Below are 26,241 nucleotides of genomic sequence, written 5' to 3'. Positions count from 1 at the left end.
CTGGGTCACTTCGGCCTGCAGCGCCTTGCGGTCGCTGGCCGAGTTGGTGGCGTTGGAGGCCTGCACCGACAGCTCGCGGACGCGCTGCAGGTTGTTGCCGATTTCGGTCAGCGAACCTTCGGCGACCTGGGCCAGCGAGATACCGTCGTTGGCATTGCGGATGGCGACGTCGGTACCGCGGATCTGCGTGCCGAAGCGCTCGGAGATCGCCAGGCCGGCGGCGTCGTCCTTGGCGCTGTTGATGCGCGAACCGGAGGACAGGCGCTGGATGGTGGTAGCCAGCGAGCTGCCGCTGGTGCTCAGGTTACGCTGAGCATTCAACGACATCGTATTGGTGTTGATGACTTGTGCCATGAGGAGAGGTCCTTGAGCGGTTGCACGTGAGTTGGGTTAGACGCCCCCGACGTGCCCCGGGGGCGGCTCATGTCAGCGCTGCAACAGGCTGAGCACGTTCTGCGGTACCTGGTTGGCCTGGGCCAGCATGGCCGTACCGGCCTGCTGCAGGATCTGGGTGCGGGTCAGTTCGGCGGTTTCCTTGGCGAAGTCGGTATCGCGGATGCGGCTGCGCGATGCGGACAGGTTCTCCGAGGAGGTCTGCAGGTTGGCGACCACCGAGGTGAAGCGGTTCTGGATCGCGCCGAGGTCGGCGCGGACGCTGTTGACCGATTCCAGGGCCTTGTCGACGATCGACATCGCCTTCTGTGCGCCTTCGGCGGTGGTGACGTTCAGGTCCTTGACGAAGCTGGCCGCTGCACCGGTCAGGGTGCCGCCGTTGGTGCTGGTCTCGGTCAGGCCCAGGCCGGCGAGGGTCGCGGCGGTGGCGCCGGCCGGCGGAGTCGCCGCGCTGACACCCAGCGCGAAGGTCTGGCCATCCTTGACCGAGGCCAGGCTGACGACGCCGGCATTGACCGAGGCAACCACGCCGGTTTCGCCCAGCTTGTTGTTGATCGCCGCGGCGGTGGCCGAGGTGATCGATTCGCCAGCCTTCACCGTGAAGTCGCTGATGGTGACCGTGGTGGCGGTGCCGCCCGGCGGGGTGACCGAGACCTGCAGGCCGGAGTAGGTGGTGTCGGCCGTCGCCTTGTCCACCGCCAGTGCGGTGCCGGTATAACCGTTGGCGAAAGTGGCCGCGCCCAGCGAATCGGCCTTGGCGTTGACCACGCTGTTGATGGCGATGGCCTGTCCGGCGTTGGCACCCACCTGGAACAGCTGGCTGGTGAAGCTGCCGTCCAGCAGCTTGGTGCCGTTGAAGTCGGCCTGCTTGGCGACGCGGTCGATCTCGCTGACCAGCTGGGTCACTTCGGCCTGCAGGGCCTTGCGGTCGCTGGCCGAGTTGGTGGCATTGGAGGCCTGCACGCCCAGTTCGCGGATGCGCTGCAGGTTGTTGCCGACTTCGTTCAGCGAACCTTCGGCGACCTGGGCCAGCGAGATGCCGTCGTTGGCATTGCGGATGGCCACGTCCAGACCGCGGATCTGGGTGGTGAAGCGCTCGCTGATGGCCAGGCCGGCCGCGTCGTCCTTCGCGCTGTTGATGCGCAGGCCGGACGAGAGGCGCTGGATGGTGGTGGCGAGCGAGCTGCCGCTGGTGCTCAGGTTGCGCTGGGCGTTGAGCGACATCGTATTGGTGTTGATTACCTGTGCCATGGGGTCGTCTCCTCTTATATGGAACCCGTTGGTGAATGAAACGAAGCGCCGCCTGTTTTTTTGTGTGGCTGTGTGCTTCGCCGTTGCCAAATGAATAACGGCGCTTTGTCAACAACCTTTAGCCGTGAATTCCGTTGAAGCCAGAATTCGTTGCCTGAAGCTGTTTTCCCGGGGTTTTCAGCCCTGTTGCCAGGGTGGAAGCGGCCCCGGGAGGGGCGGTCGGGCAGGGCCTGACCAGCGCTGATGAAGGTATCGGCGGGGTCGGGCCGGGCTTGATGGAGAATCACGGAAAATCGGTCGGCGACGGCCAGGTGGCCGCGCAGCGGCGGGCAGGCGCGCAAACGAAAAAGGCCGCGATGCAGGGCATCGCGGCCTTTCGGGACTGACGCGGGCGGCGCGTCAGCGCAGCTTGTTGAACAGCGACATCGACTGCATCTGCGAGAAGATCGTCTGCGCCGCCTGCAGCGCGGTGCTCTGCAGCTGGTACTGGCTCAGCGCATCGGCGTAATCCAGGTCGCGCATCTGCGACAGCGTGGTCTTCAGGGTCACGCCATTGGCCTCGCGCATGTCGGCGGCATTGTCCAGCGCCTTCAACTGCGCACCGCCTGCGGCACGCGAATCGATCATCCGCTCGGAAGCGCGCGCCACGTCGCGCAGTGCGCTCTGCAGCTGGTTCTGCTGCGCGGTCATCTGCGCGGTGGTACCGGTGTCGGCACCCAGCGCCGCCACCAGGTTGTCCATGGTGGAGAAGATGTCGCGGCTGCTGGCGGCCTGTACGCTGAAGCTGTCACCCGCCGCCGGTGCGCCGGTGATGCGCAGGCGCACACCGTTCACTTCCAGATCGTCGCCGGCCTTGTAGGTGCCGGTTCCGGTCACGTTGCCCGCACCGTCCACCACCTCGTATTGATTGCCAGTGGTGAAGCGCACGCTGAAGCCCTGGCCGTTCCAGCTGTCGCTGCCGTCGCGGGTGATGTTGGTGAGCACGCCGTTGCCGGTGTTGCCGGCCGCAGCGCTGCCGTCGACGAAGCCATCGCCGGTGGGAATGCGCATGAAGATCTCGCTGCCGGGCAGCGCGTCCTTCACGTAGGTATCCGGACCGACTTCAACCTGGCGCTGGGTCTGGTCGCCACGGTAGACCACTTTGCCGTTGATCTTGGCAAACGGCGGGTCGCCGTCGTTGGTGCCACCGAACACGTAGCGGCCGGTGCCATCATCGGCGTTGGCCAGCGACAGCAGGCCGTCGCGGATCTGGTTGACCTCGGTGATCAGCGTCTTCTTGTCCGCCGCGCTCAGCGCCGGATTGCTGGCCTGGATGGTCAGATCGTTGACGCGTGCCATCAGGTCGTTGACCTGTGCCAGGGTGTTTTCCTGCACGCCCAGGCGGTTCTGCACGTTGCCGGCATTGAGCTTCATGCGGTCCAGTGCAGCCAGGCTGCGGTCAAGGCCGACCGCAGTGCCGGCGGCAACCGGATCGTCCTTGGCGCTGACGATCTTGCTGCCGGTGGCGATCTGCTGCTCCAGGTGGCTGAGCTTGGCCTGCTTGGCCATCATCAGCGACACCGACTGGTTGAACATCATGCTGGTGGAGATGCGGCTGCTCATCGGCGGACGGCTCCCAGGATGGTCTGGAACATGCTGTCGGCGGTCGAGATCAGCTGCGAGGCGGCCTGGTAGGCCTGCTGCAGGCGCAGCATGTCCGCCGCTTCCTCGTCCAGGTTCACGCCGGAGACTTCGTCGCGGGCTTCCTGCGCCTTGTCATTGATCACCAGCTGCGCGTCGAGCGAGTACTCGGCCGAGCGGGCGGCGGCGCCGATCTGGGTGGTCAGGCCACCCAGTGCGCCGTTCAGTGTCACCGTTCCGGCGTTGAACGCCTTCGCGCTTTCCACCTTGGCCAGCTTCGACGCGTTGCTGTTGTCCGACGAACCGGCCGGGGTCGGGGTGATGTTGAAGGTATCGCCCACCTTCGGTGCACCGTCCAGCACGAAGCTCCAGCCGTTGGCGCTGATGGTCTGGCCGGGCGTGTAGGTCTGCGGCGGCCCACCGTCGATGGTGTAGGTGGTGGCCGAGGTGAACACGATCGCCGACGGATTGCGCAGGTTGGCGTTGGTCGAATCGGTGACGGTGACACCGCTCAGCTTGCCGGTACCGGTGTTGGCGGTGGCGGCCGCGCCCTTCACCGCTGCAGCGGCGGCGATGCGCGACGGGTCGGTGATTGCCACTTCCATGCTGCCGGCCACGCCCGCGGTCGGCTGCAGCAGGAAGCGGTCATTTGCAGCCGGCGTACCGCCGACGACCAGCTTGACGCCGTTGATCACCAGCGGATCGGCGGCGGTGCCGGTGCCGGTCAGCGGGATGCTGGCGCCAGTGTCGGCGCGGCTGGCCTTCCAGTTGGTGCCATCGAACTGCAGTACCACGTTCTGCGCGTCCAGCTTGCCCAGGTCGCCGTAGGTTGCGCTGAGGCTGGCGGTGCCGGTATTGCTGTTGTTGCCGGTGACGCGCGGGTTGCCGATGGTGAAGAAGTCCCCGCCCAGCTGGCCATACAGGTCCACGCCCTGGTGGTGCGCCTGGTTGAAGCTCTCGGCCAGGCCTACCGCCAGCTTGCCCAGTTCAGCCTGGGCAGGGGTCAGCACGGTGTCGCGGAATTCCAGCAGGCCACCGATCTGGCCGCCGACCGCCTTCGGGTCGAGGCGGATGGTGTTGCCCTGGGTCTCCAGCGCCAACTGCAGGCGCTCGGGCTGGTACGGGTCGGCCACGGTGGTGACCTTGGTCGCCGTGGTACCCACCACCAGCGCGTTGCCGCCGGCGGTGTAGACATTCATGATGCCGCCGTCCTGGATCACCGCCGTGCCACCGGTGTAGCCGATCAGCTGGGTGATCAGCTGGTCGCGGCGGTCGAGCAGATCGGGTGCGGCAGAGGCGATGTTGGTGCCGATGGCGCCGTTGATCTGCGCGATTTCCTGCGCCAGGCGGTTGACCTCGGTGGCACCGGCCAGCAGGCCGTTGTTGACCTCGCTGTTGAGGTTGTTCAAGTGCGTGTTGAGCTGCACGAAGCGGTTGGCCAAGGCCTTGCCGCCGTCGAGCATGTTCTGGCGGTCGGCGGTGCCGGCCGCGTTGGACGACAGGCCACTGACCGAATCGAAGAAGTTCGACCAGACGCCGGCCACATTGGTGGCCGCATCGGAGAACAGCGCGTTGACCCGGTCGGCCATGCCCGAAAGCTGTTTCAGGCGCGCCAGTTCACCGCTGCTGTCGAGCAGGCGCGAGATCGCCAGCTGGTCGGCCGTGCGGCGGATGTCAGTGATCCGGGTGCCGTTGCCGACCGTGCCATAGCCGTAGTTCTGCGGGTCGGCGGTAGCGAAGTTGACCTTCTGCCGGCTGTAGCCGGGCGTATTGAGGTTGGCCACGTTGTGGCTGGTGGTCGCCAACGCACGCTGGAAGGCGAGCAGGGCACCGGTACCGGTGGAAAGTACGCTGGACATGGGTTCCTCAACGACGGGTGATACCCAGCGCCGCGGTCGCGGTGCTGGCGAAGGTCTGGCCAAGGCGCGCGCCGGCGTCGGTCACGGCCGCTACGGCACGCTCGATGGTCGGGCCACCGGCGATCGCGGCGATCTTGGCCGCATAGCGTGGGTCGGTGGCATAGCCGGCGCGCTGAAGTCCACGGGCGAAGCCCTGCACGTCGGTGCCGGCCTGCAGCGCCTGCTGGTAGCGCGGGCTGGTCTTCAGCAGGCGCACGTAGTCGGCGAAGCTTTCGGCCGGCGAGCTGTAGGCGCGGAAGCTGGCGGTTTCGTTGCGGCGCACGCCATCCACGTATTCGTGGGTGCCGGCTGCAACGCGCTGGCCGCTCCAGCCGGTGGCCTTGATGCCGAACAGATTGTGCGAGGTACTGCCGTCGGACTGGCGGATGTGGCGCTTGCCCCAGCCGGTTTCCAACGCGGCCTGGGCGACCAGCGCACGGGCATCCACGCCCAGTTCCCTGGCCGCGCTCTGCGCGTGCTGCCAGATGCTGGCGACGAAACCTTCCGGCGTGTGCGGCCCCAGCTGGGCCACGGCGGTGCGGGTAGCCATCGCATCGGCCTGGCTCATGGCTGTACCTCGGTTGCTGGCCGTCGCCGACCACTGGTCGTTGTTGGTGGACCAGTCCTCGCCCTGCAGGTTGCCGATGTACGGATCCTCGGTGCCCAGCGAGCGGTGCAGGCTGCTGCTCTCGCGACCGGCGATCAGGTCCAGTGCCTGTTCCATCGGTGCCAGCGCGGCCTGCGCGCCGTGCTGTGCGCCGGCCGCCATCTGCTGCAGCATGCGCACGGCCTGGCTGCCATCTTCCAGCGGCAGCGACGGTGCCGGCTTGTCCGGCGCGTTGAGCTGGTAGGCGCGGCTGGCCTTGGCCGGAGCCACGCGGGTATCCAGCGCCGGGCCGTCGGCGGCCTGGCCGGACAGCTGGCGGCTGATCATGCCGGACAGGCCCAGCCCCTTGCCGCGGGTCATCGCCTCGGCGATCTTCTGGTCGTACATATCGCGGAACATCTTGTTCTCGCCGGGAAACAGCGAGTCGCCGAAACTGGCATCACGCATGCTCTTGACCAGCATCTGTGCGAACTGGCCTTCCAGCTGGCGCGCCACCTTGTCGATCTTGGCCGGGTCGTTCTGCTGCGCCGGGTGCAGGTCGAATGCGGGATTGATGCGCATGTCAGATCACCTCGAGCTCGGCACTCAATGCGCCGGCCTGCTTCAGGGCTTCCAGGATCGCGATCAGGTCGCCCGGCGCCGCGCCCACGGCGTTCACCGCGTGCACGATCTCGTCCAGGGTGGTGCCGCCGCTGAACTTGAACATGCGGCTGCCGTCGTTGGTGGCGGTGATGGTCGACTGTGGGCTGGCCACGGTACGGCCACCGGACAGGGCATTGGGTTGGCTGACGTTGGTGTTCTCCTGGATCGTCACCGTCAGCGAACCATGCGAGATCGCGGCAGGGCCGACCCGCACCTGCTGGCCGATGACCACGGTGCCGGTGCGGGAATTGACCACGACCTTGGCCGGGGCGCTGCCCGGGGTCAGCTCCAGGTTCTCGATGCGGGCCAGCAGGCCGATGCGTGCGCCCGGATCGGTCGGCGCAGTCACGGCCACGGTCACGCCGTCGACCGCACGCGCGGCGCCTTCGCCGAACGCGTTGTTGAGTGCGGCGACCATGCGCGAAACGGTGGTGAAATCGTTGTTGTGCAGGTTCAGCGTGATGTCCCCGCCATTGGCCAGCGGGTCGGGCAGGGCACGCTCGACCGTGGCGCCATTGGGAATGCGGCCCACGCTCGGTACGTTCACCGAAACCCGCGAACCATCCTTGCCCTGCGCACCAAAGCCGCCGACGATCAGGTTGCCCTGCGCGATCGCATAGATCTGGCCATCGGCGCCGCGCAGCGGGGCCATCAGCAGCGAGCCGCCGCGCAGCGAGACGGCGTTGCCGATCGACGACACGGTGATGTCGATCGGCTGGCCCGGCTTGGCGAACGGCGGCAGCTCGGCATGGATCGCGACGGCCGCAACATTCTTCAGCTGCGGATTGACGTTGGCCGGTACGTTCACGCCCAGCTCGCCGAGCAGGTTCTTCAGGCTCTGCACGGTGAAGGGCGCCTGGCTGGTGCGGTCGCCGCTGCCATCCAGGCCGACCACCAGGCCGTAGCCCACCAGGGCGTTACCACGCACGCCGCCGACCTGGGCCAGGTCCTTGATGCGCTCGGCGCTGGCCGGGGCTGCCACGACCAGCAGCATCAGCGCGACGAACGACGCCACGCGGCGATGCCAGGAAGAAGAGGGGAGGAGTTTCATGGCCATACTCAGAACGGCGTCAGGCCGGAATTGAAGAAGCGGCTCAGCCAGCCCATCGCGTTGGACTGCGCGACCGGGCCGCGGCCGCCGTAGACGATGCGGGCTTCGGCCACGCGGCTGGAAGGAATGGTGTTGTCCTGGCTGATGTCGCCCGGGCGCACGATGCCCTGCACCTGTACCAGTTCATCACCCTGGTTCAGCCGCAGGTTCTTCTGCCCCTGTACCACCAGGTTGCCATTGGGCAGGCGCTGGGTCACCGTGACGGTGACACTGCCCTGCAGACGGTTGCTCTGCGCGCTGTTGCCCTTGCCGGTGAAGTCACGCGCGCCCTTGGCCGTCGCACTGAGGATGTCCTTGCCGCCCAGGGTGACCGGAGCACCGAGGATGGACGGCGTGCCCAGGCTCAGGTTGGATTCCTTGTTGGTGGCCGTGTTGGCGCTGGTCTGCGCGGTGGTGTTTTCCAGCAGGGTGATGGTCAGCAGGTCGCCGACATCGCGTGCGCGGCGGTCCGAGTACAGCTGCAGGGTCGGGCCGGCAGCGTAGATCGCACCGGCGGTCGGCGCGGCCTGCGGCGGCATGATCGGCTGGATCGGTGCCATCGCCGCGTAGGGGCGCACGTCGCCGGCGATCACGCAGCCACCGAGCAGGGCGACCACGGCGCAGGCGAGGGCAGTGCGGGTGAATCTGGAAATGGGCGACATGGCGGTTTCCCGGTTGGGCCGGTCAGAGCTTGTTGTTGAGATAGCCGAGCATCGAATCGGTGGTGGAGATCGCCTTGGCGTTCATTTCGTAGGCGCGCTGGGTTTCGATCATCGACACCAGCTCTTCGACCACATTGACGTTGCTGCCTTCCAGCGCGCCCTGCACCACGGTGCCGAGGCCGTTGAGCCCGGGATTGCCGTTCTGTGCCGGACCGGAAGCGGTGGTTTCCAGGAACAGGTTCTCGCCGCGCGCCTGCAGGCCGGCCGGATTGACGAAGTCGGTCAGGGTCAGCGCACCCACTTCCACTGACGCCGCGCCGTCGGCCATCTTCACGCTGATGGTGCCGTCGGTACCGATGGTCACCGACTGCGCGCCCTCGGGAATCTGGATGCCCGGCTGCACCGGGTAGCCGCTGTTGGTGACCAGCTCGCTGTCCTGGTTGATCTTGAACGAGCCATCACGGGTGTAGGCCGAGCTGCCGTCGGGCATCTGCACTTCGAAGAAGCCGCGGCCGTTGACCATCACGTCCAGCGCACGGCCGGTCTGCTGCTGGCCACCCTGCTCGAAATTCTTGGCGGTGGCGACCACGCGAACGCCGGTACCCAGCTGCAGGCCGGTCGGCAGCTGGGTCTGCGCCGACGAAGAGCCGCCGGGCTGGCGCACCTGCTGGTACAGCAGGTCCTCGAAGCTGGCACGGTCCTGCTTGAAGCCGGTGGTGTTGGTGTTGGCGAGGTTGTTGGAAACCACCGACATGCGCATCTGCTGCGCATCCAGTCCGGTTTTCGCGATCCACAATGCCTGGTTCATCTTCGGTGTCCTGTCTGGGTAAAGCCGGCCGCGCGATGCGGCCCCTGGTAACGGGTGTGCAAGCGGTGTGCCAGCGCCGCGCCCGGGCGGCGCCGGAATTCCGTCAGCTGCCCAGGCGCAGCAGGCTGTTGGCACTGCGCGCGTTGTCGTCGCCGTGCTTGATCACCTGCACCTGCATTTCGTACTGGCGCTGCAGCTGGATCATCTGCACCAGTGCACCGGCGGCATCGACGTTGCTGCCTTCCAGCTGGCCGCTGTGCACGGCCGTGCCCTGTGCCGGTGCGAACGGCTGCAGTGGGTCGGTGTTGCGGAACAGGCCATCCAGGCCACGCTCGAGGCGCTCGTCCGGCGCCTGTACCACCTTGATCCGGCCGATCTGCGCCATGGTCTGCGGGCCTTCGCCCTGCGGGATGATCGAGAGCGTGCCGTCGGCACCGATTTCCATCGCCTGGTAGGGCGGAATGGCGATCGGGTTGTTGTTGTCATCCAGTACCGGACGGCCGCTGGAGGTCACCAGCTGGCCGTTCGGGGTGACCGACAATGCAGCGCCGCGCGTGTACGCCTCACTGCCGTCGCTGGCCTGCACGGCCAGCCAGGTGCCGGTCTGCAGGGACAGATCCAGCGGCTTGCCGGTGATGTGCTGCGAGCCGGGCGTACGGTTGAAGCCGGCGTCGACGTGCAGCGCATCCACCCGCGAGGCAAAGCCCGGGCCCTTGATCGGGAACGCTTCGGTGTTGGCCAGCGCTTCCTTGAAGCCAGGGGTGTCCGAGTTGGCGAGGTTGTGGCTGAGCGTTCCCTGCGCCTGCAGGGAGGCGCGGGCACCGGTCATCGCCACGTAAAGGGCTTTATCCATGCGGGGAGTTCCGTGACAGGGTCAGCAGCTCATCAACGGATGTTGATGACGGTCTGGGTGATCTGGTCCTGCGTGGTGATCATCTGCGCGTTGGCCTGGAAGTTGCGCTGCGCGGTGATCATGTTGACCAGCTGCTCGGTGAGATCGACGGTGGACGCTTCCAGCGAGCCGGCCTGGATCTTGCCGAGGTTGGAGGTGTCCGGCATGCCGGTGCGCGGCGTGCCCGATTCGAAGGTCTCCACCCACAGGTTGTTGCCCTTCGATTCCAGGCCCTGCGTGTTGTTGAAGGTGGTCAGGGCGACCTGGCCCAGCGGCTTGTCGTCGCCGTTGGAATAGCGGGCGTAGACCACGCCGGATTCGGACACGGTCACTTCGTTGAGCTTGCCGGCGGCATAGCCGTCCTGCTGGGTATTGCGCAGGGCGAACTTCTCGCCGTACTGGGTGGAGCCGCTGATATCCAGCGTCATGTTCAACTGGCCGGCACCGGTGGTCGGGGTGAAGGTGCCGAGGCTGACCTTGCCGTTGGCAGGTGCGACCAGCTTGCCGCTGTTGTCGAAGGTGACCGGGGTCGGTGCGCCGGCCGGCTGGCCATCGACGTAATTGCGCACGGTCCATTCGTTGGGGTTGGCGCCCTTGACGAAGTACGAGACCTGGATGTGGCTCACGCCCAGCGAGTCGTACACGGTGATGCCACCGCTGGAGTGGTTGTAGCTGTTCGAATCGGCCGGGTCGAAGGTCGCCACCGTCGGTTGCTTGGCGTTGGCCGGCAGGGTGAAGCCAACCTTCACTTCGCTGGTCTGCTTCGGCGGGCTGTCGGTGGTCAGCAGCTGCAGGTCGACCAGGCGGCCGGCATCGAAGTTGGTGCCATCGGCATTCGGCGCGAACACCTGCAGGCGCGCACCCTGCGGGTTGACCACGTAGCCGGCCGAGTCGGTCTGGAAGTTGCCGGCACGCGAGTACACGCGCGAACCATTCATGTTCATGGTGAAGAAGCCTTCACCGGAAATGGCCATGTCCAGGCTGCGCCCGGTCTGCTCGTTGTGGCCCTGGATGAACTGCTGGGCGACGTTGGAAACGCGCACGCCCGAGCCGGTCTGGTTCTTCGAAAGGCCGTAGCTGGTCGAAGCGAACAGGTCCGCGAACTCCGCGCGCGACTGCTTGAAGCCGGTAGTGTTGACGTTGGCGACGTTGTTGGCGGTGACGCTCAGGTCGGTGTTGGCGGCGTTGATGCCGGACAGCGAGACATTGAAGCCCATGGGATGCTCCTGGTTGATGCGGAAGGTGCGGCTCAGCTGACGCGGAGCACGTAGTCGATCGGGGCCGTGCCCAGGCCCTTGAGGTTCAGGTACAGGCCGTCGGAACCAACGGTCACGCTCTCCACCGGCGCCTGTACGTAGGTGGACAGCTTGGTGCTCTTGCCGGCGGTGTCGACATGGTTGGCGACGATGGAGTACTTGCCCGGCTCCATGCGCTTGCCGTTGGCATCCTTGCCGTCCCACTGGAAGGCGGTTTCGCCGGCAGCCTTGGCTTCCACGCTCAGCGAGGTGACCTTGGCGCCGTTGGCGTCGGTGATGTCCACGGTGATGATGCCGGCCGACGGTGCAGCCACCGTGCCTTCGACATTGCCTTCCTTCTCCAGCACCAGCTTTTCCGACGGCACCAGCACCTGGTGGCCGACCAGCGCAGCGCCACGCAGCACCTGGTCGCTGGCCATCGACTCCTGGAAGCCCTTCACCGTCTTGTTCAGATCGGTGATGCCCTGCACGGTGGACATCTGCGCCATCTGCGCGACCATCTGCGTGTTGTCCATCGGCTTCAGCGGATCCTGGTGCTGCAGCTGCTCGGTCATCAGGCGCAGGAAGTCGGCCTGGTCCAGCGTGTTCTTCTTTTTCGTGGCGTTGCTGTTGGGGGCGTTCAGGCCCAGCGCGGAATAGACGTCCTGGCTGGTCTGGTTGTTGACGGCGGTGGTCATGGCGGTATCCGGTGCTGCGGGCCTCAGCGGCCCATGGTCAGGGTGGCCAGGGCCAGTTCCTTGGCGGTGGTCAACATCTCCACGCCGGCCTGGTAATTGCGCGAGGTCGAGATCAGGTTGACCATCTGCGCCACCGGATCGACATCGGGCTGGTAGATGTAGCCATCGGCGTCGGCCAGCGGGTGGCCCGGCTCGTAGCGCTTGATCGGCGCGGCCTCGCTCTGGGTGATCTCCTTCACCTTCACCGAGGTGATGTTGGGATCGCTCTTGCTGGTGACGGCCTGGAAGATCGGTTCCAGCGGCTTGTACACGGCGTCGGCGGAACCGGCGACGGTGTCGGCATTGGAGAGGTTGGAGGCGATGGTGCTCATGCGCACCGACTGCGCCTGCAGCGCGGAGCCGGCGATGTCGAAGATCGGCAGGTTGCTCATGGCTTATTGCCCCGTGATCGCGGTCAGCATGGAACGCACCTTGCTCTCGACGAAGCTGAGCGAGGCGCGGTATTCCAGTGCGGCGCGGCCATAGGCGGCACGCTCGGCATCGGGGTCGACGGTGTTGCCGTCCAGGCTGGGCTGCACGCCTTCGCGCGCGATCTGGAACGGGTTCAGGCCACTACTGATCTCGTAGTGCTGCTCATGGGTGGTGGCCATCAGGCCATTGGCATCCTGCCCCTGGGCGTGGCGCAGGGCGGCATCGAAGTCCAGGTCCTGGGCCTTGTAGCCGGGAGTGTCGGCATTGCCGAGGTTGCTGGCGATCAGCTTCATCCGCTGTTCGCGCAACGGCATGGCCTGGGCGTGGACGCCCAGGTAGTCGGTAATCAGGTTGCGCACGGTGCACTCCCACGGGAACGTTGCCCGGGAAGCTGCAAGGGGTGTGCCAAATGGAGAGGGGGTCAGATCCCCGCAGGGGCTCTGACCCGGTGGTTGACGCGTTGCGATGCGGGGTCGGAGCCCGTTCCGGGATCCGACCCCTCGGCGGGCCTTACGCCGCCAGCGCCACCTTGCGCAGGCGGTCCAGCACGAAGTCGGCCAGCTCGTGCGGCGAGTACTTGGCGACGAACGCATTGGCGCCGACGCGCTCGACCATGGCGTTGTTGAAGACGCCCGACAGCGAGGTGTGCAGCAGCACGTACAGGCCGGCCAGGCCCGGGTGGCGCCGGATTTCCGTCGTCAGCGTGTAGCCATCCATGGCCGGCATCTCGATGTCCGAGATGACCATGGCATAGCGCTCGGCCGGGTTTTCCCCCGAGGCGTGGACCTGCAGCAGGTGGTCCAGCGCCTGCTTGCCGTCGGAAAGCAGGGTGGCACCCACGCCCAGCTGGTCCAGCACGCTGCGGATCTGCTGGCGGGCCACGCGCGAGTCGTCCACCACCAGCACCTGCAGCTGCGGGCCGTCGGCGGGCATCGCCATTGCCGGGTCGAGTACCGCTTCTCCGCGCACCTGGGCGATATCGGCCAGCACGCTCTCAACGTCGATCACCTGGATCAGCTCGCCCTGGAAGCGGGTCACCGCGGTCAGGTAGCTCGACTCGGCGCCCAGCTCCGGTGGCGGGTGGATGTCTTCCACCGCGATGTTGACGATGCGTTCGACGCCACTGACCAGGAAGCCCTGGATCGAGCGGTTGAATTCGGTGACGACCAGGTAGCCCGGCGAGGTGTCCGCGTCCGGTTCGCGCTCGGGGTGGCCGATCGCCAGGCCCAGGTCCAGTACCGGCACCGAGCGGCCGCGCACGTCGGCCACGCCGGAGAACTGGCTGGGAAGGCCGGGCACCTGGAACAGCTCCGGGCGGCGCAGGACTTCCTGCACCTTGAAGACATTGACGCCAAAAAGCTGACGTCCGCCGAGGCGGAACAGCAGCAGCGCCAGGCGGTTGTGGCCGGCCAGTCGGGTCCGCTGGTCGATCCGGTTGAGCAGGTCATGGGACATGGCTGCTGTATCGGCGTGGTGGGGGCGGAACTTGAGGGCGCTCTGCCGCCCGCGCGGCCCGCACCGCGTTTGTAGAGTCGACTGTCAGTCGACTGCTCTTCGATCCGATCACGGGAAACCCCGCGCTTCGCGCGAAAGTCGACTGGCAGTCGACTCTACCCATCCGGTCGAATCCCCATCCCGGATCCGATCAACGGGACCCGGTCTCTGGCACACCCCTTGCACGCTGCTGGGCCAGATCCCATCGACAGGAGGCGCCATGCGCCGGGTCACATCGCTGTTCGCCATCGCGCTCGCCCTGGCCGCGCCGTGGGCGGGCGCCACGGACTGGCAGCCGGTGGCCAGCATCCGCACTGCGGCGCTGTCGACACTGCCTGCCGGCAGTGAAGGCGAGGCGCAGGTGGCCGATGCGCTGCGCCTGCCGAAATGTGGCAGCGCGTTGCAGGTGCAGCCCACCGCCAACACCACGGTGGAGGTGAGCTGTCCCGATGCGGGCGGCTGGCGCCTGTTCGTGCCGGTGAAGGTGCGGCGCCACCAGACCGTGCTGGTGCTCAACCGCGGAATCGGCACTGGAGAAACCCTCACGGCCGCCGATATCACCACTGCCCAGCGTGACGCTGCCCGGATTGCCGGCGCGGTGCTGTCCGATCCCAATGCAGCGATCGGCCGCATCGCCCGCCGTCCGTTGCAGGCCGGAGCCCTGCTGTCGAACAACGATCTGGTGGTCCAGCGTCTCATCAAGCGAGGAGACAATGTAGCCCTGGTGTCGCGTCGCGGCTCGGTCGAGGTGCGCATTGCCGGCCGCGCGATGGGTGATGCCGGTGAGAACGAGCGGGTCTCGGTCGAGAACCTGTCCTCGCGGCGGATCGTGCAGGGCACGGTCGACGCCGCAGGTGACGTAATCGTGGCGCGTTGATTTACCGCAAAATATCCCTAAAGATCACGGCCCTGCGGCCGTTATCCCTTGTGAACGGCAACTCCAGGACACCCCATGAGCCAGAAAATCGACGGCAACCTGCAGGTCCCCCAGGCACTGCGCAGCGTGACGACCCCGGCCAGCAAGCCCGGCGTCAGCACCGATGCGGCGGCGCGCCCGGTCGAGGCGGCCGACAGCCTGCGCCTGACCGGCGAGGCCACCAACCTGCAGGCCATCGAGCGTGAGCTGACCACCGCCCCGGCGATCGACGCCCAGCGCGTGGCGGCCGTGCGCGAGTCACTGCAGAACGGCACCTACAAGATCAATCCGGACGCGATCGCATCGCGCATGCTCGATCTGGACCAGCAGCTGCACGGATGACTGCGGCGATGAGCGAGCCGCTGCAGCGCCTCGCCCAGGCCCTGGACGTTGAGCGCCAGGCCCTGGTCGAGCACGACGTGCACGCCCTGATCCGGGCCACCGGCGCCAAGCTGGAAGCGCTGCGTGCGCTGGAAGGCGCGCCGCCGGTGGGCGAGGGCGAACAGCTGCAGGAACTGGCCGAGCGCAACCGCGCCAACGGCGTGCTGCTGTCGCGCCGTCGCCGCGAGGTGAACTGGGCGCTGCGCCAGCTCGGCCGTACCGAAGATGCCTCGGCCTACGATGCCAAGGGCCAGTCGCACACGGTCAGCATCGGCCGGCCACTCGCCGTCGCCTGACGCGACGGCGGTCGCACACCCCCTCCCGGTGGGCTGAAGCCCGCTGCATGACCGCGTATATTGGGCGCCTGTTCGAACGCCCCGAGTCGCCGTGTCCGCTGCCAACGCCCTGGTTACCGCCCCCCTTCCGCCGCAGCCGGTGCTGCAGGCCCTCCTTGAGCGCCTGCGCGAAGGCCTGCTGCTGTTCACTGAAGACGGGCAGGTGGCCCTGGCCAACCCGGCCGCGCAGAACCTGCTGGCCAGTGGCTCGGACGGCGGATTGCCGCCGCCGCAGCGGCTGCGCGAGCTGCTCCCCCCTGATGCACTGGAGCAGGCCCGCCAGCATGGCCACTGGAATGGCAGCCTGCCGCTGGGCGAGGGCGTGGTCATCGCCCACCTGTACCACCATGGTCCGGTCGGCGAAGGGCATTTCCTTGCGTTGTTCCGCCACATCGAAGGGCAGGAAGACTACGAGCGCGAACTGCAGCAGCGCCACGCCGAGCTGCGCCAGGCCTACCTGCGCCTCAATGGCACCCAGGAAAAGCTGCTGCAGTCGGAGAAGATGGCCTCGATCGGCCAGCTCGCCGCCGGCGTCGCCCACGAGATCAACAACCCGATCGGTTACGTGCACTCCAACCTGGGCAGCCTGCAGGAGTACCTGCGCAGCCTGTTCACCGTGATCGAAGCCTACGAGCGCGCCCTGCGCGCGCCGGACCCGAAGGCACTGATCCCGGAAATCGATGACATCCGTGACCGCCTGGACATCGACTTCATCAGCCGCGACCTGCCGCAGCTGATGGCCGAATCGCGCGAAGGCATCGAGCGCGTTACCCGCATCGTGCGCGACCTGAAGGACTTCTCGTATTCCGGTCGCGACGAATCGTGGAAGCTGGTCGACCTGCACGCGGGCCTGGAATCGACCATCAACATCATCTGGAACGAACTCAAGTACAAGGTCACCCTGGTACGCGAATTCGGCCAGTTGCCGCTGGTGGAGTGCCTGCCGTCGGAGTTGAACCAGGTCTACATGAACCTGTTGCTCAACGCTGGCCATGCCATCGCCGAGCGCGGCACGATCACCGTGCGCACCGGCGTTGATGGCGATCACGTGTGGGTTGAATTCGAAGACACCGGCGGCGGCATCTCGCCGGAACTGCGCCAGCGCATCTTCGATCCGTTCTTCACCACCAAGCCGGTCGGCAGTGGCACCGGTCTGGGCCTGTCGATCTCCTACAGCATCATCAACAAGCATCACGGCCGCATCGACCTGGACAGCACCCCGGGCGTGGGCTCGCGCTTCCGCGTGGTGCTGCCGGTGAAGCAGCCGCGCTGACCGCTTCCGAAGTGGAACCGGACACCCAGAGCAGCCGGCCAGCGGCCGGCTCTACCGGGGCCGATCGATGGTAGTGCCGGCCGCTGGCCGGCAACCTCATTGAAACCGGACACCCAGGGCAGCCAGCCAGCGGCCGGCTCTACCGGGGCCAATCGGTAGTGCCGGCCGCTGGCCGGCAACCTCATTGAACCCGGCCACCCAGAGCAGCCGGCCAGCGGCCGGCTCTACCGGGGCCAATCGGTAGTGCCGGCCGCTGGCCGGCAACCTCACGGAAACCGGACACCCAGGGCAGCCAGCCAGCGGCCGGCTCTACCGGGGCCAATCGACGGTAGTGCCGGCCGCTGGCCGGCAACCTCATTGAAGCCGGGCACCCAAGGCAGCCGGCCAGCGGCCGGCTCTACCCGATCATCACCGCAGCGGTCGATCCTCGCCACCATCCCCGGTTTCCACCGGTGCCGGACCGGCATTGCTGCGGCGCTGTTCTTCGTACGTGCGGAACGCCTGGTGGATGTGCTTGCGCAGCTCGTCGTCGTTCCACGGCTTGGTCAGGAAGCGATAGATCGCGCCGCGGTTGATCGCATCGGTCACCGTGTTCAGATCGGTGTAGCCCGACAGCACCAGGCGGATCGTATCCGGGTACAGCATCTTCACCCGGCCCAGGAACTCGGTGCCGCTCATGTCGCTCATGCGCTGGTCGGACAGGATCACCTGCACGTCGTTGATCGCCAGCAGATCAAAGGCGTCGCGCACGTTGCCAGCGGCCAGGATGCGGTAGCCGTCGCGGCGGAACAGGCGCACCAGCGAGCGCAGCACGTTCTCCTCGTCATCCAGCAGCAGCAGCGTCCGGTCCGGGCGCGTTTCGGCGAAGGCTTCCGGGCGCAGGTAGCGGCGGCGCAGGGTCATGCCGGCGGCATCGGCCGACATCGGCTCGCCGAACAGGTAGCCCTGGAACACATCGCAGTCGTTGCGGCGCAGGAAGCCCAGTTGGGCCTGCGATTCCACGCCGTTGGCAATCACGGTCATGCCCAGCTGGTGGCCCATGGCAATGATCGCGCGGGCAATGGCTGCTTCGCGATTGCCAGCCGGTGCGCTCTTGATGAAGCTGCGGTCGATCTTCAGCTTGTCCACCGGGTAGCGCACCAGCGCGCTGAGGCTGGAATCGCCGGTGCCGAAGTTGTCCAGGCTCAGGCTGATGCCTTCGTTGCGCAGGTTGGCCAGCGTTTCATGGACGAAATTGACGTTGTTGGTCAGCGCGCTCTCGTTGATCTCCAGCGTCAGCATGTGCGCCGGCACGCCCGCGGCCTGCAGCAGGGACATCACCTCGGCGAAGAAATTCGGCCGCAGCAGCTGCAGGGTGGACACGTTCACCGCGATGGTGAAGTCATCAAAGCCCTGGTCGCGCCACAACCGCGCCTGCTTCAATGCGCCTTCCAGCACCCAGGTGCCGATCTGCACGATGATGCCCAGGCGCTCGGCGGTGCGCATGAAGCGCTCCGGCACCAGCATGCCCAGGGTCGGCGACTGCCAGCGCAGCAGCGCTTCCATGCCGACCACGTGGCCGTCGCGGGCGCTCACCAGCGGCTGGTAACGCAGCTTCAGCTCGCCATTGGGAATGGCATCGACGATCTGGCGCGCGATGATGCTCTCGCTGTGCGCGCTCGGCGGGGTGTCCACGGCATGGATGCGCACGGCATTGCCGCCTTCGCGGGCGGCCTGGTACAGCGCATCTTCGGCATGGTCGAGCAGGCGCGAGGCGCTGCTGGCATGTTCCGGGCACAGGCTCACGCCCAGCTTGCCGGTCATGAACAGCGTGTATGGAAGCACCGACAGCGGCAGTTCCATCTGCTGGCGGATCTCTTCAGCGAAGTCCTCCGGCAGCGGCAGGTCCGCGGTGCGGGGCACCGCGATCAGGAACTCGTCGCTGCCATGCCGCCACAGCTTGCCACGCCCGCGCAGGTAGGACTGCAGGCGCTGCGCCACCAGTACCAGCGCCTGATCGCCCACTTCGGCACTCATGTTCTCGTTGACCGATGCGAAGTGGTCGATGTCCACGTGCATCAGCATCAGCGCGATGCCGCCCGAGGCCGCCTCGGCAACCATCGCCTGCAGCTCGGGGTTGCCGGCGCCAAGGCGGTCGGGGGCATCATCGATGCTGACCGGGGGCAGGTTGGGATTCCACATAGGCTCAGTATTCCGGTGAATCGACGGCGGCCATGCTGGTCGCCTGGTAGGGGAGGTGGACGTCGATCAGGGTGCCCTCGCCATGCGCGGATTCGATCCGCACGTGGCCACCGACGCTCTGCGCGCGCTCGCGCATCACGATCAGGCCGAGGCCGCGCGGGCCGTCCGGATCGAAGCCTTCACCATCATCGCGGATCTGCAGGTGCAGGCCACGCTGGCTGACGTCGCGCAGCTGCAGCAGGACCTGGCTGGCGCGCGCATGGCGCAGCGCATTGGTCAGGCTTTCCTGTGCGATGCGGAAGCAGGCTTGTTCGATGCTGTTGTCGGGGCGGTGCGGCAGCGGCTCGATCTCGGCCAGCAGCTCCACCGGCGAAGAGCGGAACAGCACCCGCGCCTGCCAGCTCAGCGCCGCCTCCAGGCCCAGTGCATCCAGCTGTGGCGGGCGCAGCAGGGTGGAGATGTCGCGCAGCTTGGCCACGGTGGTGTCGGCCAGGCTGACGATCTGCGCCAGGTCCTCGCCACGACGCTTCGGATCGTCCTCATCCTGCGCCGCATGCGCCGACAGCTTGATCGCGGTAATGGCCTGGCCGATGTCATCGTGCAGGTCGCGCGAGATCGCGCGACGCTCGTCCTCCTGCAGCGAGAACAGCCGCCCGGCCATCGCCTGCAGCTCGCGATTGCTGGTTTCCAGCGCCCTGCGGGTGCGTTCGGAATCGCTCAGGTCGCGTACGATCAGCAGCTTGCAGTCACGACCGCCGTAGCGCACTTCGCCCACCGCCAGACCGGCATGGAAGCTGCGGCCGTCGGCACGCTGCATGGCCACCACGCTGCTGTGGCCCGGCCCCAGGTGTGGCTGGCCGGCGCGCAGCTGGCTGCGCACCCGTGGCAGGTCGGCGGCAGCGACCAGTGCCGACAGCGGCTCGCCCAGCAGGGTGTGGCTGCCGTAGCCGAACAGGCCGGCAGCCCAGGCGTTGGCGTACAGCACGTGCTCGTCGGAGAGGATCACCACGCCGTCGGGCAGCACCCGCACCAGCTCGCGGAACTGTTCCTCGCGCTCGCGCAGCAGGCGCCGCGACTGCTCGCGCTCGGTCACGTCCTGCAGCGTGCCCAGCACGCGGCTGCGGCCGGCTTCGTCGATACCGCTGGCCGCCCGCAGGTGCACCATCAATGCACGGCCGTCCATCGACAGCAGCGGCAGCAGCACGTCCACCTGTACCGGCTCGCCGGAGCACAGTTCGGCCAGCAGCTGTTCGGTCTGGGTGGCGGTGGCCGGGTCGGCCGGCACCAGCAGCTCATCGAAGCGGTGCCAGCGCCGGGCCTCGGGCGGGCGGCGGCCGAGCAGGCGATAGACCTGGTTGGAATAGCGGCCCAGCCCGGTGGACGGGTCCAGTTCCCAGGCGCCGATGCGGGCCAGCTCATGGGCTTCCTCCACCCGGGCCAACGCCTGGTCGCGGCGCAGCTGGGCCAGATCCTCGGCGGTGCGGTCGATGGCGATCAGCAGGCGGGCGTTGTGGCCGTCGTAGCTGATGGCGTTGGAGCGCAGCTCCATCTGCCGCAGCGCGCCATCGCGCAGCTGCAGCTGAGCGCGCAGGATGCACAGCTCCTCGGGCGCCTCGCGGATCGCCTCCAGCTTGGTCTGCAGGGCCTGGTCCTGGCGCGGCGGCCACAAGGCATCGATGGTCTGTTCCAGCAGCTCGTCGCGGTCCCAGCCGAAGGCGCTGCAGGCGGCGGGGTTGGCATCGAGGATCGCCAGCGTGTCCAGGTCGTAGACGAGGATCGGCCCGGGGTTGCCCTCGAACATCTGCCGCAGGCGCAGCTCGGAGGCCTGCTGGCGCGCATGGGTATGCAGCACGTGTTCGGCCAGCGGGCGCAGCAGCAGATAGAGCAGGCCCGCGCTGGCCAGCGCGAAGAACGAGCCCTTCAGGCCCTGCCACAGGGCCGCCCGCTGCGGATCGGGCACCAGCGCCTGCACCACGCTGTCGGTGGAGATCATCCAGGCCAGCGCCATCACCAGATAGCTCAGCACCACCCGGCGCCGGTCACGGCTCAGCGCCTGCGCCATCCGCGGGTCGGGAACTGGGGCGTTGCCGGTCGGTTCTGCGGGCATGGACGGGGCGGGTGACAGGGGCGCCGGTCATCTTACCCCGCAGCGTGCCGTGACCACTCAATTATCCGCCGCAGGCGCCGTTAACCACTGCGTGCCCCGCTGACGGGCGTGTCATCCGGAGCAAAATCGCGTGGACCAAGGGATCATCGCCAGCCTGCTGCAGCACCCGCTTGCGTCGGCGCTGGTCATCGTCGACCGTGCCGGGCGCCCGCTGGCGGCCAATCCGGCCGCGCGCGTGCATGGCCTGCCGGCCACCGTGGCGGCCTATGCGCCGATGCTGGAAGATCTGCGCCTGATGGCTGCCGATGGTGGCATCGTCGCCTGCACGCTGCCGGGCGGCCCGCGGGGGCACTACGACGGTCACCTGCGTGCGGTGCACGACGGTGCCGGCAACCTGCTGGCGTTCACCCTGAGCATTCCCGAGCCGGTGCCGGTCGATGCGGGCGGGCGCTGGGAGCTGGCACTGGACAGCGCCGGCCACAGCCTGTGGGACTGGGACATCCCCAGTGACCGGGTGGCGCGCACGCCGGCGCTGGGCGACGAGACCGCCACTGAATTGCTGTCTCGCGTGCACGGCGAGGACATCGCCCAGGTGCGCGCCGCGCTCGACGAGCACCTGCGCGGGCACAGCGAGCAGTACAGCGCACAGTTCCGTTTCCGCCAGGCCGATGGCCAGTGGCGTTGGGTGCTCGATCGCGGCCGCGTGGTCGCTCGCACCGCCGATGGCCAGCCCCTGCGCATGGTCGGCACGCATACCGATATCGAGCAGCAGAAGCAGCTCGAATCGCTGCTGCAGGAACAGCAGCTGCACCTGAGCGAGGCCCAGCGCATCGCCAGCATGGGCAGCTGGTCGTTTGATCCCAACAGCGGGCATTTCTGGTGGTCGCCGGAACTGCGTTCGCTGCTGGCACTGGAGCAGGGCGCCGTTCCGGGCCAGCGGCGGTGGCTGAAGCAGCTGCATCCACGCTCCCGCGGCGCGCTGCGCGCGGCATGGCGGCGGTTGTGGCGCGATGGCCGCGCTGCCAACCTCGAGCTGGAGCTGACCCGCGGCCATGAGCCTTCGCAGCACCTGCGGCTATGGATGCAGCCGCTGCTGGACATGGACGGGCAACCCAAGCGCCTGCTCGGCCAGGTACAGAACATCACCGAACAGCACCAGACCGATGCGTTGATCCGCTGGCGCACCGAACTGCTGAACCGGGTCTCCGCGCTGGGCCGCATCGGCGGCTGCGAGATCGAAGTGCAGACCCGCAGCATGCAATGGACCGAGGAGTGCTACCGCATCCATGGCCTGCGCAAGGAACCGATCACCCTCGACCAGGCGCTGGCGCTGTACACGGAGGACTCGCGCAACGCGTTCGAGGCGGCGCTCGCCCGGATCGCCAACGGCGGCCTGCCCGAGCAGCTGGACCTGTGCTTCTACCGCCAGTCCGGCCTGCGCGTCTGGGTGCAGGTGCTGATCGAACTGGACCGCCGTGACGGCCTGCCGCCGCGGTTCGTTGTCCTGTTCCGTGACATCACCCGCGAGCGCGAAGCCAACGAGCGCATCGAACTGCTGGCCCACTACGACCTGCTGACCGGCCTGCCCAATCGCGTACTGCTCGGCGAACAGACCGCCGAAGCCATCGAGGAAGCACGCGACCGCGGAACCTCGCTGGCCATGCTGTTCATCGACCTGGACGGCTTCAAGACCATCAACGACAGCTTCGGCCACGCCACCGGCGATGCGCTGCTGAAGGCCGCAGCCACCCGCCTGCACCAGAACCTGCGCAACAACGACCTGTTCGGCCGCTTCAGTGGCGATGAGTTCATCGTGGTGCTGCGCGACCTGGCCGAGCCGGAAGATGCCGGTCATGTCGCCCGCAAGCTGATTGCCTCGCTGGCTGAGCCGCTGCGCCGTGGCGAGACCACGTTGAAAGTCGGCGCCAGCGTCGGCATCGCGATGCTGGGCGATGCGCAGACCGATTTCGACTCACTGCTGCGCGCGGCCGACGCCGCGATGTATGCGGCCAAGGAAGCCGGGCGCAACACCTACCAGTACTACAGCCAGGACGCCCTGGCCCGCATCCAGCGCCGGCTGGACGTCGAGCATGCCCTGCATGGGGCGATCGAGCGCGACGAGTTCAGCCTGGCCTACCAGCCGCTGCTGCACGCCCACCACGGCGAGCCACCGGCGATCGAGGCACTGTTGCGCTGGCACCGCCCCGGCATCGGCTACTGCAGCCCGGCCGAGTTCATTCCCATTGCCGAAAAGTGCGGCGAGATCGTGCGCATCGGCGACTGGGTGCTGAACGAGGCCTGCCGCCAGGCGACCGCCTGGGACCGTGCCGGACTGCACTTTGATCGCATCGCGGTCAACGTGTCGGCGGTGCAGCTGCGTGATCGCGGCTTCGCCGAGCGCGTGATCGAGATCTGCCATGCCCATGGCTGGCCGCCGCAACGGCTGGAACTGGAGCTGACCGAGTCGGCGCTGATCCGTGATACCGACATCCTGCGCCATTGCTTCGACGTGCTGGAACGGCACGGCGTGCCGCTGGCGGTGGATGACTTCGGCACCGGCTTCTCCAACCTCAATTACCTCAATCGCTTCCCGGTGGGGCGCCTGAAGATCGACCGCAGTTTCGTGCAGGGCATGCTGCATGATTCGGGCACGGCCGAAGTCACCCAGGCCATCGTCCACCTGGGCCACGCGCTGGGCATGAAGGTGGTGGCCGAAGGCGTGGAAACCCACCAGGAAGAAGACATGCTGCGCCGCCAGGGCTGCGACGAGATCCAGGGCTACCTGTACTCGCGCCCGCTCAGCCCGCGTGATCTGGCGCAGTGGCTGCGCCAGCAGCGCCCGGCGCCAATGCGCACCGACGCCAGCGGCGAAGCGGTGCTGGTGCGCTGAGGGTCTGCGCTGGCGGATGCCGGCGCGGTGTGGCCTGACTCTGGTGCGCCCAGCTCTGGTGGGTGCCGACCGTTGGTCGGCACGGATGCCCTGGCGCTCGCGATCATCCACGCATGGCGTGGAACTACCTGGGAAACTCCGCCTTCAACTGCATGCGCAGGGCCTCGACGATGGCCGCATAGCGCCGCTTCTGGACCAGATAGCTGGCCAGGAACAGCGGCAGCACCAGCAGCATCGGTGCCACCATCGGGCGCATCGCCACCAGTGGCAACAGCAGCAGCGACAGGATTGCCACGAACCAGCTGCACAGGCCGATCACCCGCACCTCGTGCCGTCGCGCGTTGAGAACGATGCGTCCACGCATCACCGGGAAGTAGCGCAGGCCGAAGCTCGGTGCGAAGCTCTCGCGGAACGCCATGCTGCCATCGGGCAGCGCATGGAAGGCCAGTCGCAGCCACTTGTCCTGCGGCAGGTCACGTTCCAGGCTGCCCAGCGAGAGCCGGGCCTGCATGGCCGGTGACGCCGCGATGCGTTCGTTGAACAGGGTGATGCCCCAGCTGAAATAGCCGGCCACCCAGGCCATCAGAAGGACGGCTTCGATGAGGAGCACTGCGATCAGGGCGATGGCCATCGGTCTTCCATGAACGGGACCGGTGGATCATGCCATGCGGGACGGCCCATCCACGCAGGACGTGGATCTACTTCAGGGCTTCGCCATCCAGGCCCAGGTCCCATGCCAGGCCCAGCAGTTCATCGTCGGCTCTGGAGGGGGTGGGGCGCGCATCGGCCAGCTGCTGCAGTTCGAGCAGTTCCTCGCGGGCCACGTCTTCCAGCCGCTGCAGCTGCTCACGCGCGCTCGCATTGCGCGGGCGCTCGGTGTCGGTGAGGGCGGGCAGGGCGCGGATCAGGGTCATGGTGCGCGTACAGGATGCATCCAATGGCGGGTTACAGGCAAAGGCCCCGGGCGAACCGGGGCCTTGCGGGCTGCCGGCGAGGGCAGCAGACATCAGGATCAGAACAGCTCGACCGTGCCAGCGCCCATGGTCTGCTGGGCGACCGGCTTGTGCGGCGGGCGTTCCCATTCGCTGCGCAGTTCGCGCAGGCGGTTGCCGGTGCGCTGCAGCGCGCTGGCAATCTCTTCGTCGAACACGCCGCCATTGCGGTGCAGCAGCTCCTGCAGGGCCACCGCTTCGCGGTTGATGGCAGTCAGGCGGTCCAGATGGGTGTGCACGCCGCCCAGGGCCTGAGTGGCGATGTCTTCGAACTGCAGGGCGCGCACGGCTTCGGCCACGCTGCCATCGATCGCACGGGCGCACTCGGACACTTCGCGCATGCCGTCGCCCAGCGAGGCGTTGATCTGCGCGACGTTGTCGAGCATCGCTGCCGCTTCCTGGCGGGCTTCGCGGGAGCGGTCCATATCGCGCGAGGCCATGTGCGAGACCGTCTCGCGCACCTTGGCAATGGCGTCCTTGGAGCTGTGCGCCAGCTTGCGGATCTGCTCGTTGAAGGTGGTCGAGCGCTCGGACAGGTTGCGCACTTCGTCGGCGACCACGGCGAAGCCACGACCGGCTTCACCGGCGCGCGCCGCTTCGATGGCCGCGTTCAGCGCCAGAAGGTTGGTCTGGTCGGCGATCGACTTGACGTCTTCCAGCAGCGCGAAGATGCCATCCAGGTGCTGCGCCATCTGGTCGATGTGCTGCACGGTGGTGCTGCTCTGGCCGCTCACCTGTTCCAGCGCTTCCACCAGCTGTTCCATGCGATGGCTGGCGTGCTGGGCGAAACGGGCGACGTCGAGGCCGGCATTGCCTTCATCACCGGCGCGGTCGACGATGCGCGACAGGGCCTGGCTCTGCTGGCGCGACTTGCGGTTCATGGCATCGAAGCTGCCGCCCAGGCTGGAGACGGCCTGGCGGATCAGGTCACGGGCGCGTTCCACTTCGCCACGCGAACCGTCGATCTCGTTGCCGACGAAGTTGCGCAGCTCGGTCAGCAGCTGGTCCTGTTCGCGCAGGACACGGGCGTGCTCGGGGGAACGATGTGCCTGTGCGCGGGTGGTCCACCACGCAAAGCCGAGCCAGCTCAGCGTCATCGTGGTCAGGATCGCCCAGCGCAGGGCGGCCGGCCATTCGAAACCGATGGCGAAGGGGAGCAGCAGGGTCAGAGCCAGGGGGGCGGCCAGACGGATGAAAATGCGTGAGTACATGGACGTTCTCGGGAGGTGCACGGAGGATGTATCGGCCGTACCCCCTTTCTCTTTAACGTCGATGTGCCTCGAAGTGCATTCTGAATGCGCCGGTTTTCCGGCGCCTTGGCGGCCTCGGGGTCAGAGCCCTTTCCGTGCCGGAAAGGGATCCGACCCCTTGGGCAGGCGCAACGGGGTCGGATCCCTTTTCCATG

Annotated in this window: 24 protein-coding genes; 5 read left to right on the top strand and 19 right to left on the bottom strand. The window is 67.3% G+C overall.

The window, feature by feature from the left end; all coding sequences use genetic code 11:
- The 14 genes from AC5QAB_RS08290 to AC5QAB_RS08225 form a co-directional block, all read right to left on the bottom strand.
- On the bottom strand, positions 1 to 354 hold a 354-nt coding region (locus tag AC5QAB_RS08290; protein ID WP_495202977.1), incomplete at its 3' end, for a flagellin N-terminal helical domain-containing protein.
- 72 nt (positions 355 to 426) lie between these two features.
- The gene (locus AC5QAB_RS08285; RefSeq protein WP_032961916.1) at positions 427 to 1,644 is read right to left on the bottom strand and encodes a flagellin; all 1,218 of its coding nucleotides are present in this window, start codon (positions 1,642 to 1,644) and stop codon (positions 427 to 429) included.
- Between the two features lie 399 nt (positions 1,645 to 2,043).
- Positions 2,044 to 3,246 (bottom strand): flagellar hook-associated protein FlgL, encoded by a 1,203-nt coding sequence (flgL, locus tag AC5QAB_RS08280; protein ID WP_014647057.1) that lies wholly within the window; start codon positions 3,244 to 3,246, stop codon positions 2,044 to 2,046.
- The gene (gene flgK / locus AC5QAB_RS08275) at positions 3,243 to 5,123 is read right to left on the bottom strand and encodes a flagellar hook-associated protein FlgK (protein ID WP_197561935.1); all 1,881 of its coding nucleotides are present in this window, start codon (positions 5,121 to 5,123) and stop codon (positions 3,243 to 3,245) included. Before flgK ends, flgL begins: the two co-directional genes overlap by 4 nt.
- A gap of 7 nt (positions 5,124 to 5,130) precedes the next feature.
- On the bottom strand, positions 5,131 to 6,330 hold the full coding sequence (gene flgJ / locus AC5QAB_RS08270) for a flagellar assembly peptidoglycan hydrolase FlgJ (RefSeq protein WP_164167628.1): 1,200 nt from the start codon (positions 6,328 to 6,330) through the stop codon (positions 5,131 to 5,133).
- A gap of 1 nt (position 6,331) precedes the next feature.
- On the bottom strand, positions 6,332 to 7,468 hold the full coding sequence (locus AC5QAB_RS08265; protein WP_126412115.1) for a flagellar basal body P-ring protein FlgI: 1,137 nt from the start codon (positions 7,466 to 7,468) through the stop codon (positions 6,332 to 6,334).
- A 2-nt stretch (positions 7,469 to 7,470) separates the two neighbouring features.
- Positions 7,471 to 8,163 (bottom strand): flagellar basal body L-ring protein FlgH, encoded by a 693-nt coding sequence (gene flgH, locus AC5QAB_RS08260; protein WP_197561936.1) that lies wholly within the window; start codon positions 8,161 to 8,163, stop codon positions 7,471 to 7,473.
- A 22-nt stretch (positions 8,164 to 8,185) separates the two neighbouring features.
- On the bottom strand, positions 8,186 to 8,971 hold the full coding sequence (gene flgG / locus AC5QAB_RS08255) for a flagellar basal-body rod protein FlgG (protein WP_005409571.1): 786 nt from the start codon (positions 8,969 to 8,971) through the stop codon (positions 8,186 to 8,188).
- A gap of 103 nt (positions 8,972 to 9,074) precedes the next feature.
- A complete protein-coding gene (locus AC5QAB_RS08250) occupies positions 9,075 to 9,824 on the bottom strand; it encodes a flagellar basal body rod protein FlgF (protein ID WP_197561937.1) in 750 nt (249 codons plus the stop codon).
- A gap of 32 nt (positions 9,825 to 9,856) precedes the next feature.
- The gene (gene flgE, locus AC5QAB_RS08245) at positions 9,857 to 11,080 is read right to left on the bottom strand and encodes a flagellar hook protein FlgE (protein ID WP_014647063.1); all 1,224 of its coding nucleotides are present in this window, start codon (positions 11,078 to 11,080) and stop codon (positions 9,857 to 9,859) included.
- A 32-nt stretch (positions 11,081 to 11,112) separates the two neighbouring features.
- Positions 11,113 to 11,796 (bottom strand): flagellar hook assembly protein FlgD, encoded by a 684-nt coding sequence (locus tag AC5QAB_RS08240; RefSeq protein ID WP_014647064.1) that lies wholly within the window; start codon positions 11,794 to 11,796, stop codon positions 11,113 to 11,115.
- Between the two features lie 23 nt (positions 11,797 to 11,819).
- A complete protein-coding gene (gene flgC / locus AC5QAB_RS08235; RefSeq protein ID WP_049442729.1) occupies positions 11,820 to 12,227 on the bottom strand; it encodes a flagellar basal body rod protein FlgC in 408 nt (135 codons plus the stop codon).
- 3 nt (positions 12,228 to 12,230) lie between these two features.
- A complete protein-coding gene (flgB, locus tag AC5QAB_RS08230; RefSeq protein ID WP_005409576.1) occupies positions 12,231 to 12,626 on the bottom strand; it encodes a flagellar basal body rod protein FlgB in 396 nt (131 codons plus the stop codon).
- 151 nt (positions 12,627 to 12,777) lie between these two features.
- Positions 12,778 to 13,722, bottom strand: a complete 945-nt coding sequence (locus AC5QAB_RS08225; protein ID WP_014037130.1) for a chemotaxis protein — start codon at positions 13,720 to 13,722, stop codon at positions 12,778 to 12,780.
- A gap of 259 nt (positions 13,723 to 13,981) precedes the next feature.
- On the opposite strand from AC5QAB_RS08225, the gene flgA reads away from it, so the two are divergent.
- From flgA to AC5QAB_RS08205, 4 genes are all read left to right on the top strand, one after another.
- On the top strand, positions 13,982 to 14,638 hold the full coding sequence (flgA, locus tag AC5QAB_RS08220; protein WP_197561938.1) for a flagellar basal body P-ring formation chaperone FlgA: 657 nt from the start codon (positions 13,982 to 13,984) through the stop codon (positions 14,636 to 14,638).
- A gap of 75 nt (positions 14,639 to 14,713) precedes the next feature.
- Positions 14,714 to 15,019, top strand: coding sequence for a flagellar biosynthesis anti-sigma factor FlgM (gene flgM, locus AC5QAB_RS08215; RefSeq protein WP_014647067.1), 306 nt, complete (start codon positions 14,714 to 14,716; stop codon positions 15,017 to 15,019).
- Positions 15,016 to 15,354, top strand: coding sequence for a FlgN family protein (locus AC5QAB_RS08210; protein WP_014037132.1), 339 nt, complete (start codon positions 15,016 to 15,018; stop codon positions 15,352 to 15,354). The genes flgM and AC5QAB_RS08210 overlap by 4 nt, the downstream gene beginning before the upstream one ends.
- 91 nt (positions 15,355 to 15,445) lie before the next feature.
- On the top strand, positions 15,446 to 16,666 hold the full coding sequence (locus AC5QAB_RS08205) for an ATP-binding protein (protein ID WP_014647069.1): 1,221 nt from the start codon (positions 15,446 to 15,448) through the stop codon (positions 16,664 to 16,666).
- Between the two features lie 408 nt (positions 16,667 to 17,074).
- On the opposite strand, the gene AC5QAB_RS08200 is transcribed toward AC5QAB_RS08205, so the two are convergent.
- Together AC5QAB_RS08200 and AC5QAB_RS08195 are read right to left on the bottom strand one after the other, a co-directional pair.
- Positions 17,075 to 18,847 (bottom strand): EAL domain-containing protein, encoded by a 1,773-nt coding sequence (locus tag AC5QAB_RS08200; RefSeq protein WP_014647070.1) that lies wholly within the window; start codon positions 18,845 to 18,847, stop codon positions 17,075 to 17,077.
- Positions 18,848 to 18,851: 4 nt separating this feature from the next.
- Positions 18,852 to 20,954, bottom strand: coding sequence for a PAS domain-containing sensor histidine kinase (locus AC5QAB_RS08195; RefSeq protein WP_495233327.1), 2,103 nt, complete (start codon positions 20,952 to 20,954; stop codon positions 18,852 to 18,854).
- A gap of 130 nt (positions 20,955 to 21,084) precedes the next feature.
- Between AC5QAB_RS08195 and AC5QAB_RS08190 the strand changes: the two genes are divergently transcribed.
- Positions 21,085 to 23,844, top strand: coding sequence for a bifunctional diguanylate cyclase/phosphodiesterase (locus AC5QAB_RS08190; protein WP_197561064.1), 2,760 nt, complete (start codon positions 21,085 to 21,087; stop codon positions 23,842 to 23,844).
- Between the two features lie 124 nt (positions 23,845 to 23,968).
- Here AC5QAB_RS08190 and AC5QAB_RS08185 read toward each other — a convergent pair whose 3' ends face one another.
- From AC5QAB_RS08185 to AC5QAB_RS08175, 3 genes are all read right to left on the bottom strand, one after another.
- Positions 23,969 to 24,475: a hypothetical protein gene (locus tag AC5QAB_RS08185; RefSeq protein WP_197561066.1), complete on the bottom strand. Its 507-nt coding sequence runs from the start codon at positions 24,473 to 24,475 to the stop codon at positions 23,969 to 23,971.
- Between the two features lie 67 nt (positions 24,476 to 24,542).
- On the bottom strand, positions 24,543 to 24,758 hold the full coding sequence (locus AC5QAB_RS08180) for a hypothetical protein (protein WP_197561067.1): 216 nt from the start codon (positions 24,756 to 24,758) through the stop codon (positions 24,543 to 24,545).
- 98 nt (positions 24,759 to 24,856) lie between these two features.
- Complete coding sequence (locus AC5QAB_RS08175; protein WP_197561068.1) at positions 24,857 to 26,047, bottom strand: methyl-accepting chemotaxis protein; 1,191 nt, start codon at positions 26,045 to 26,047, stop codon at positions 24,857 to 24,859.
- Positions 26,048 to 26,241 lie beyond the last annotated feature (194 nt).

Source organism: Stenotrophomonas sp. YJH_SMC_127, assembly GCF_059372445.1.
Note: the sequence above shows the minus strand (reverse complement) of the source record. Positions and strands in the feature narration are given on the sequence as shown.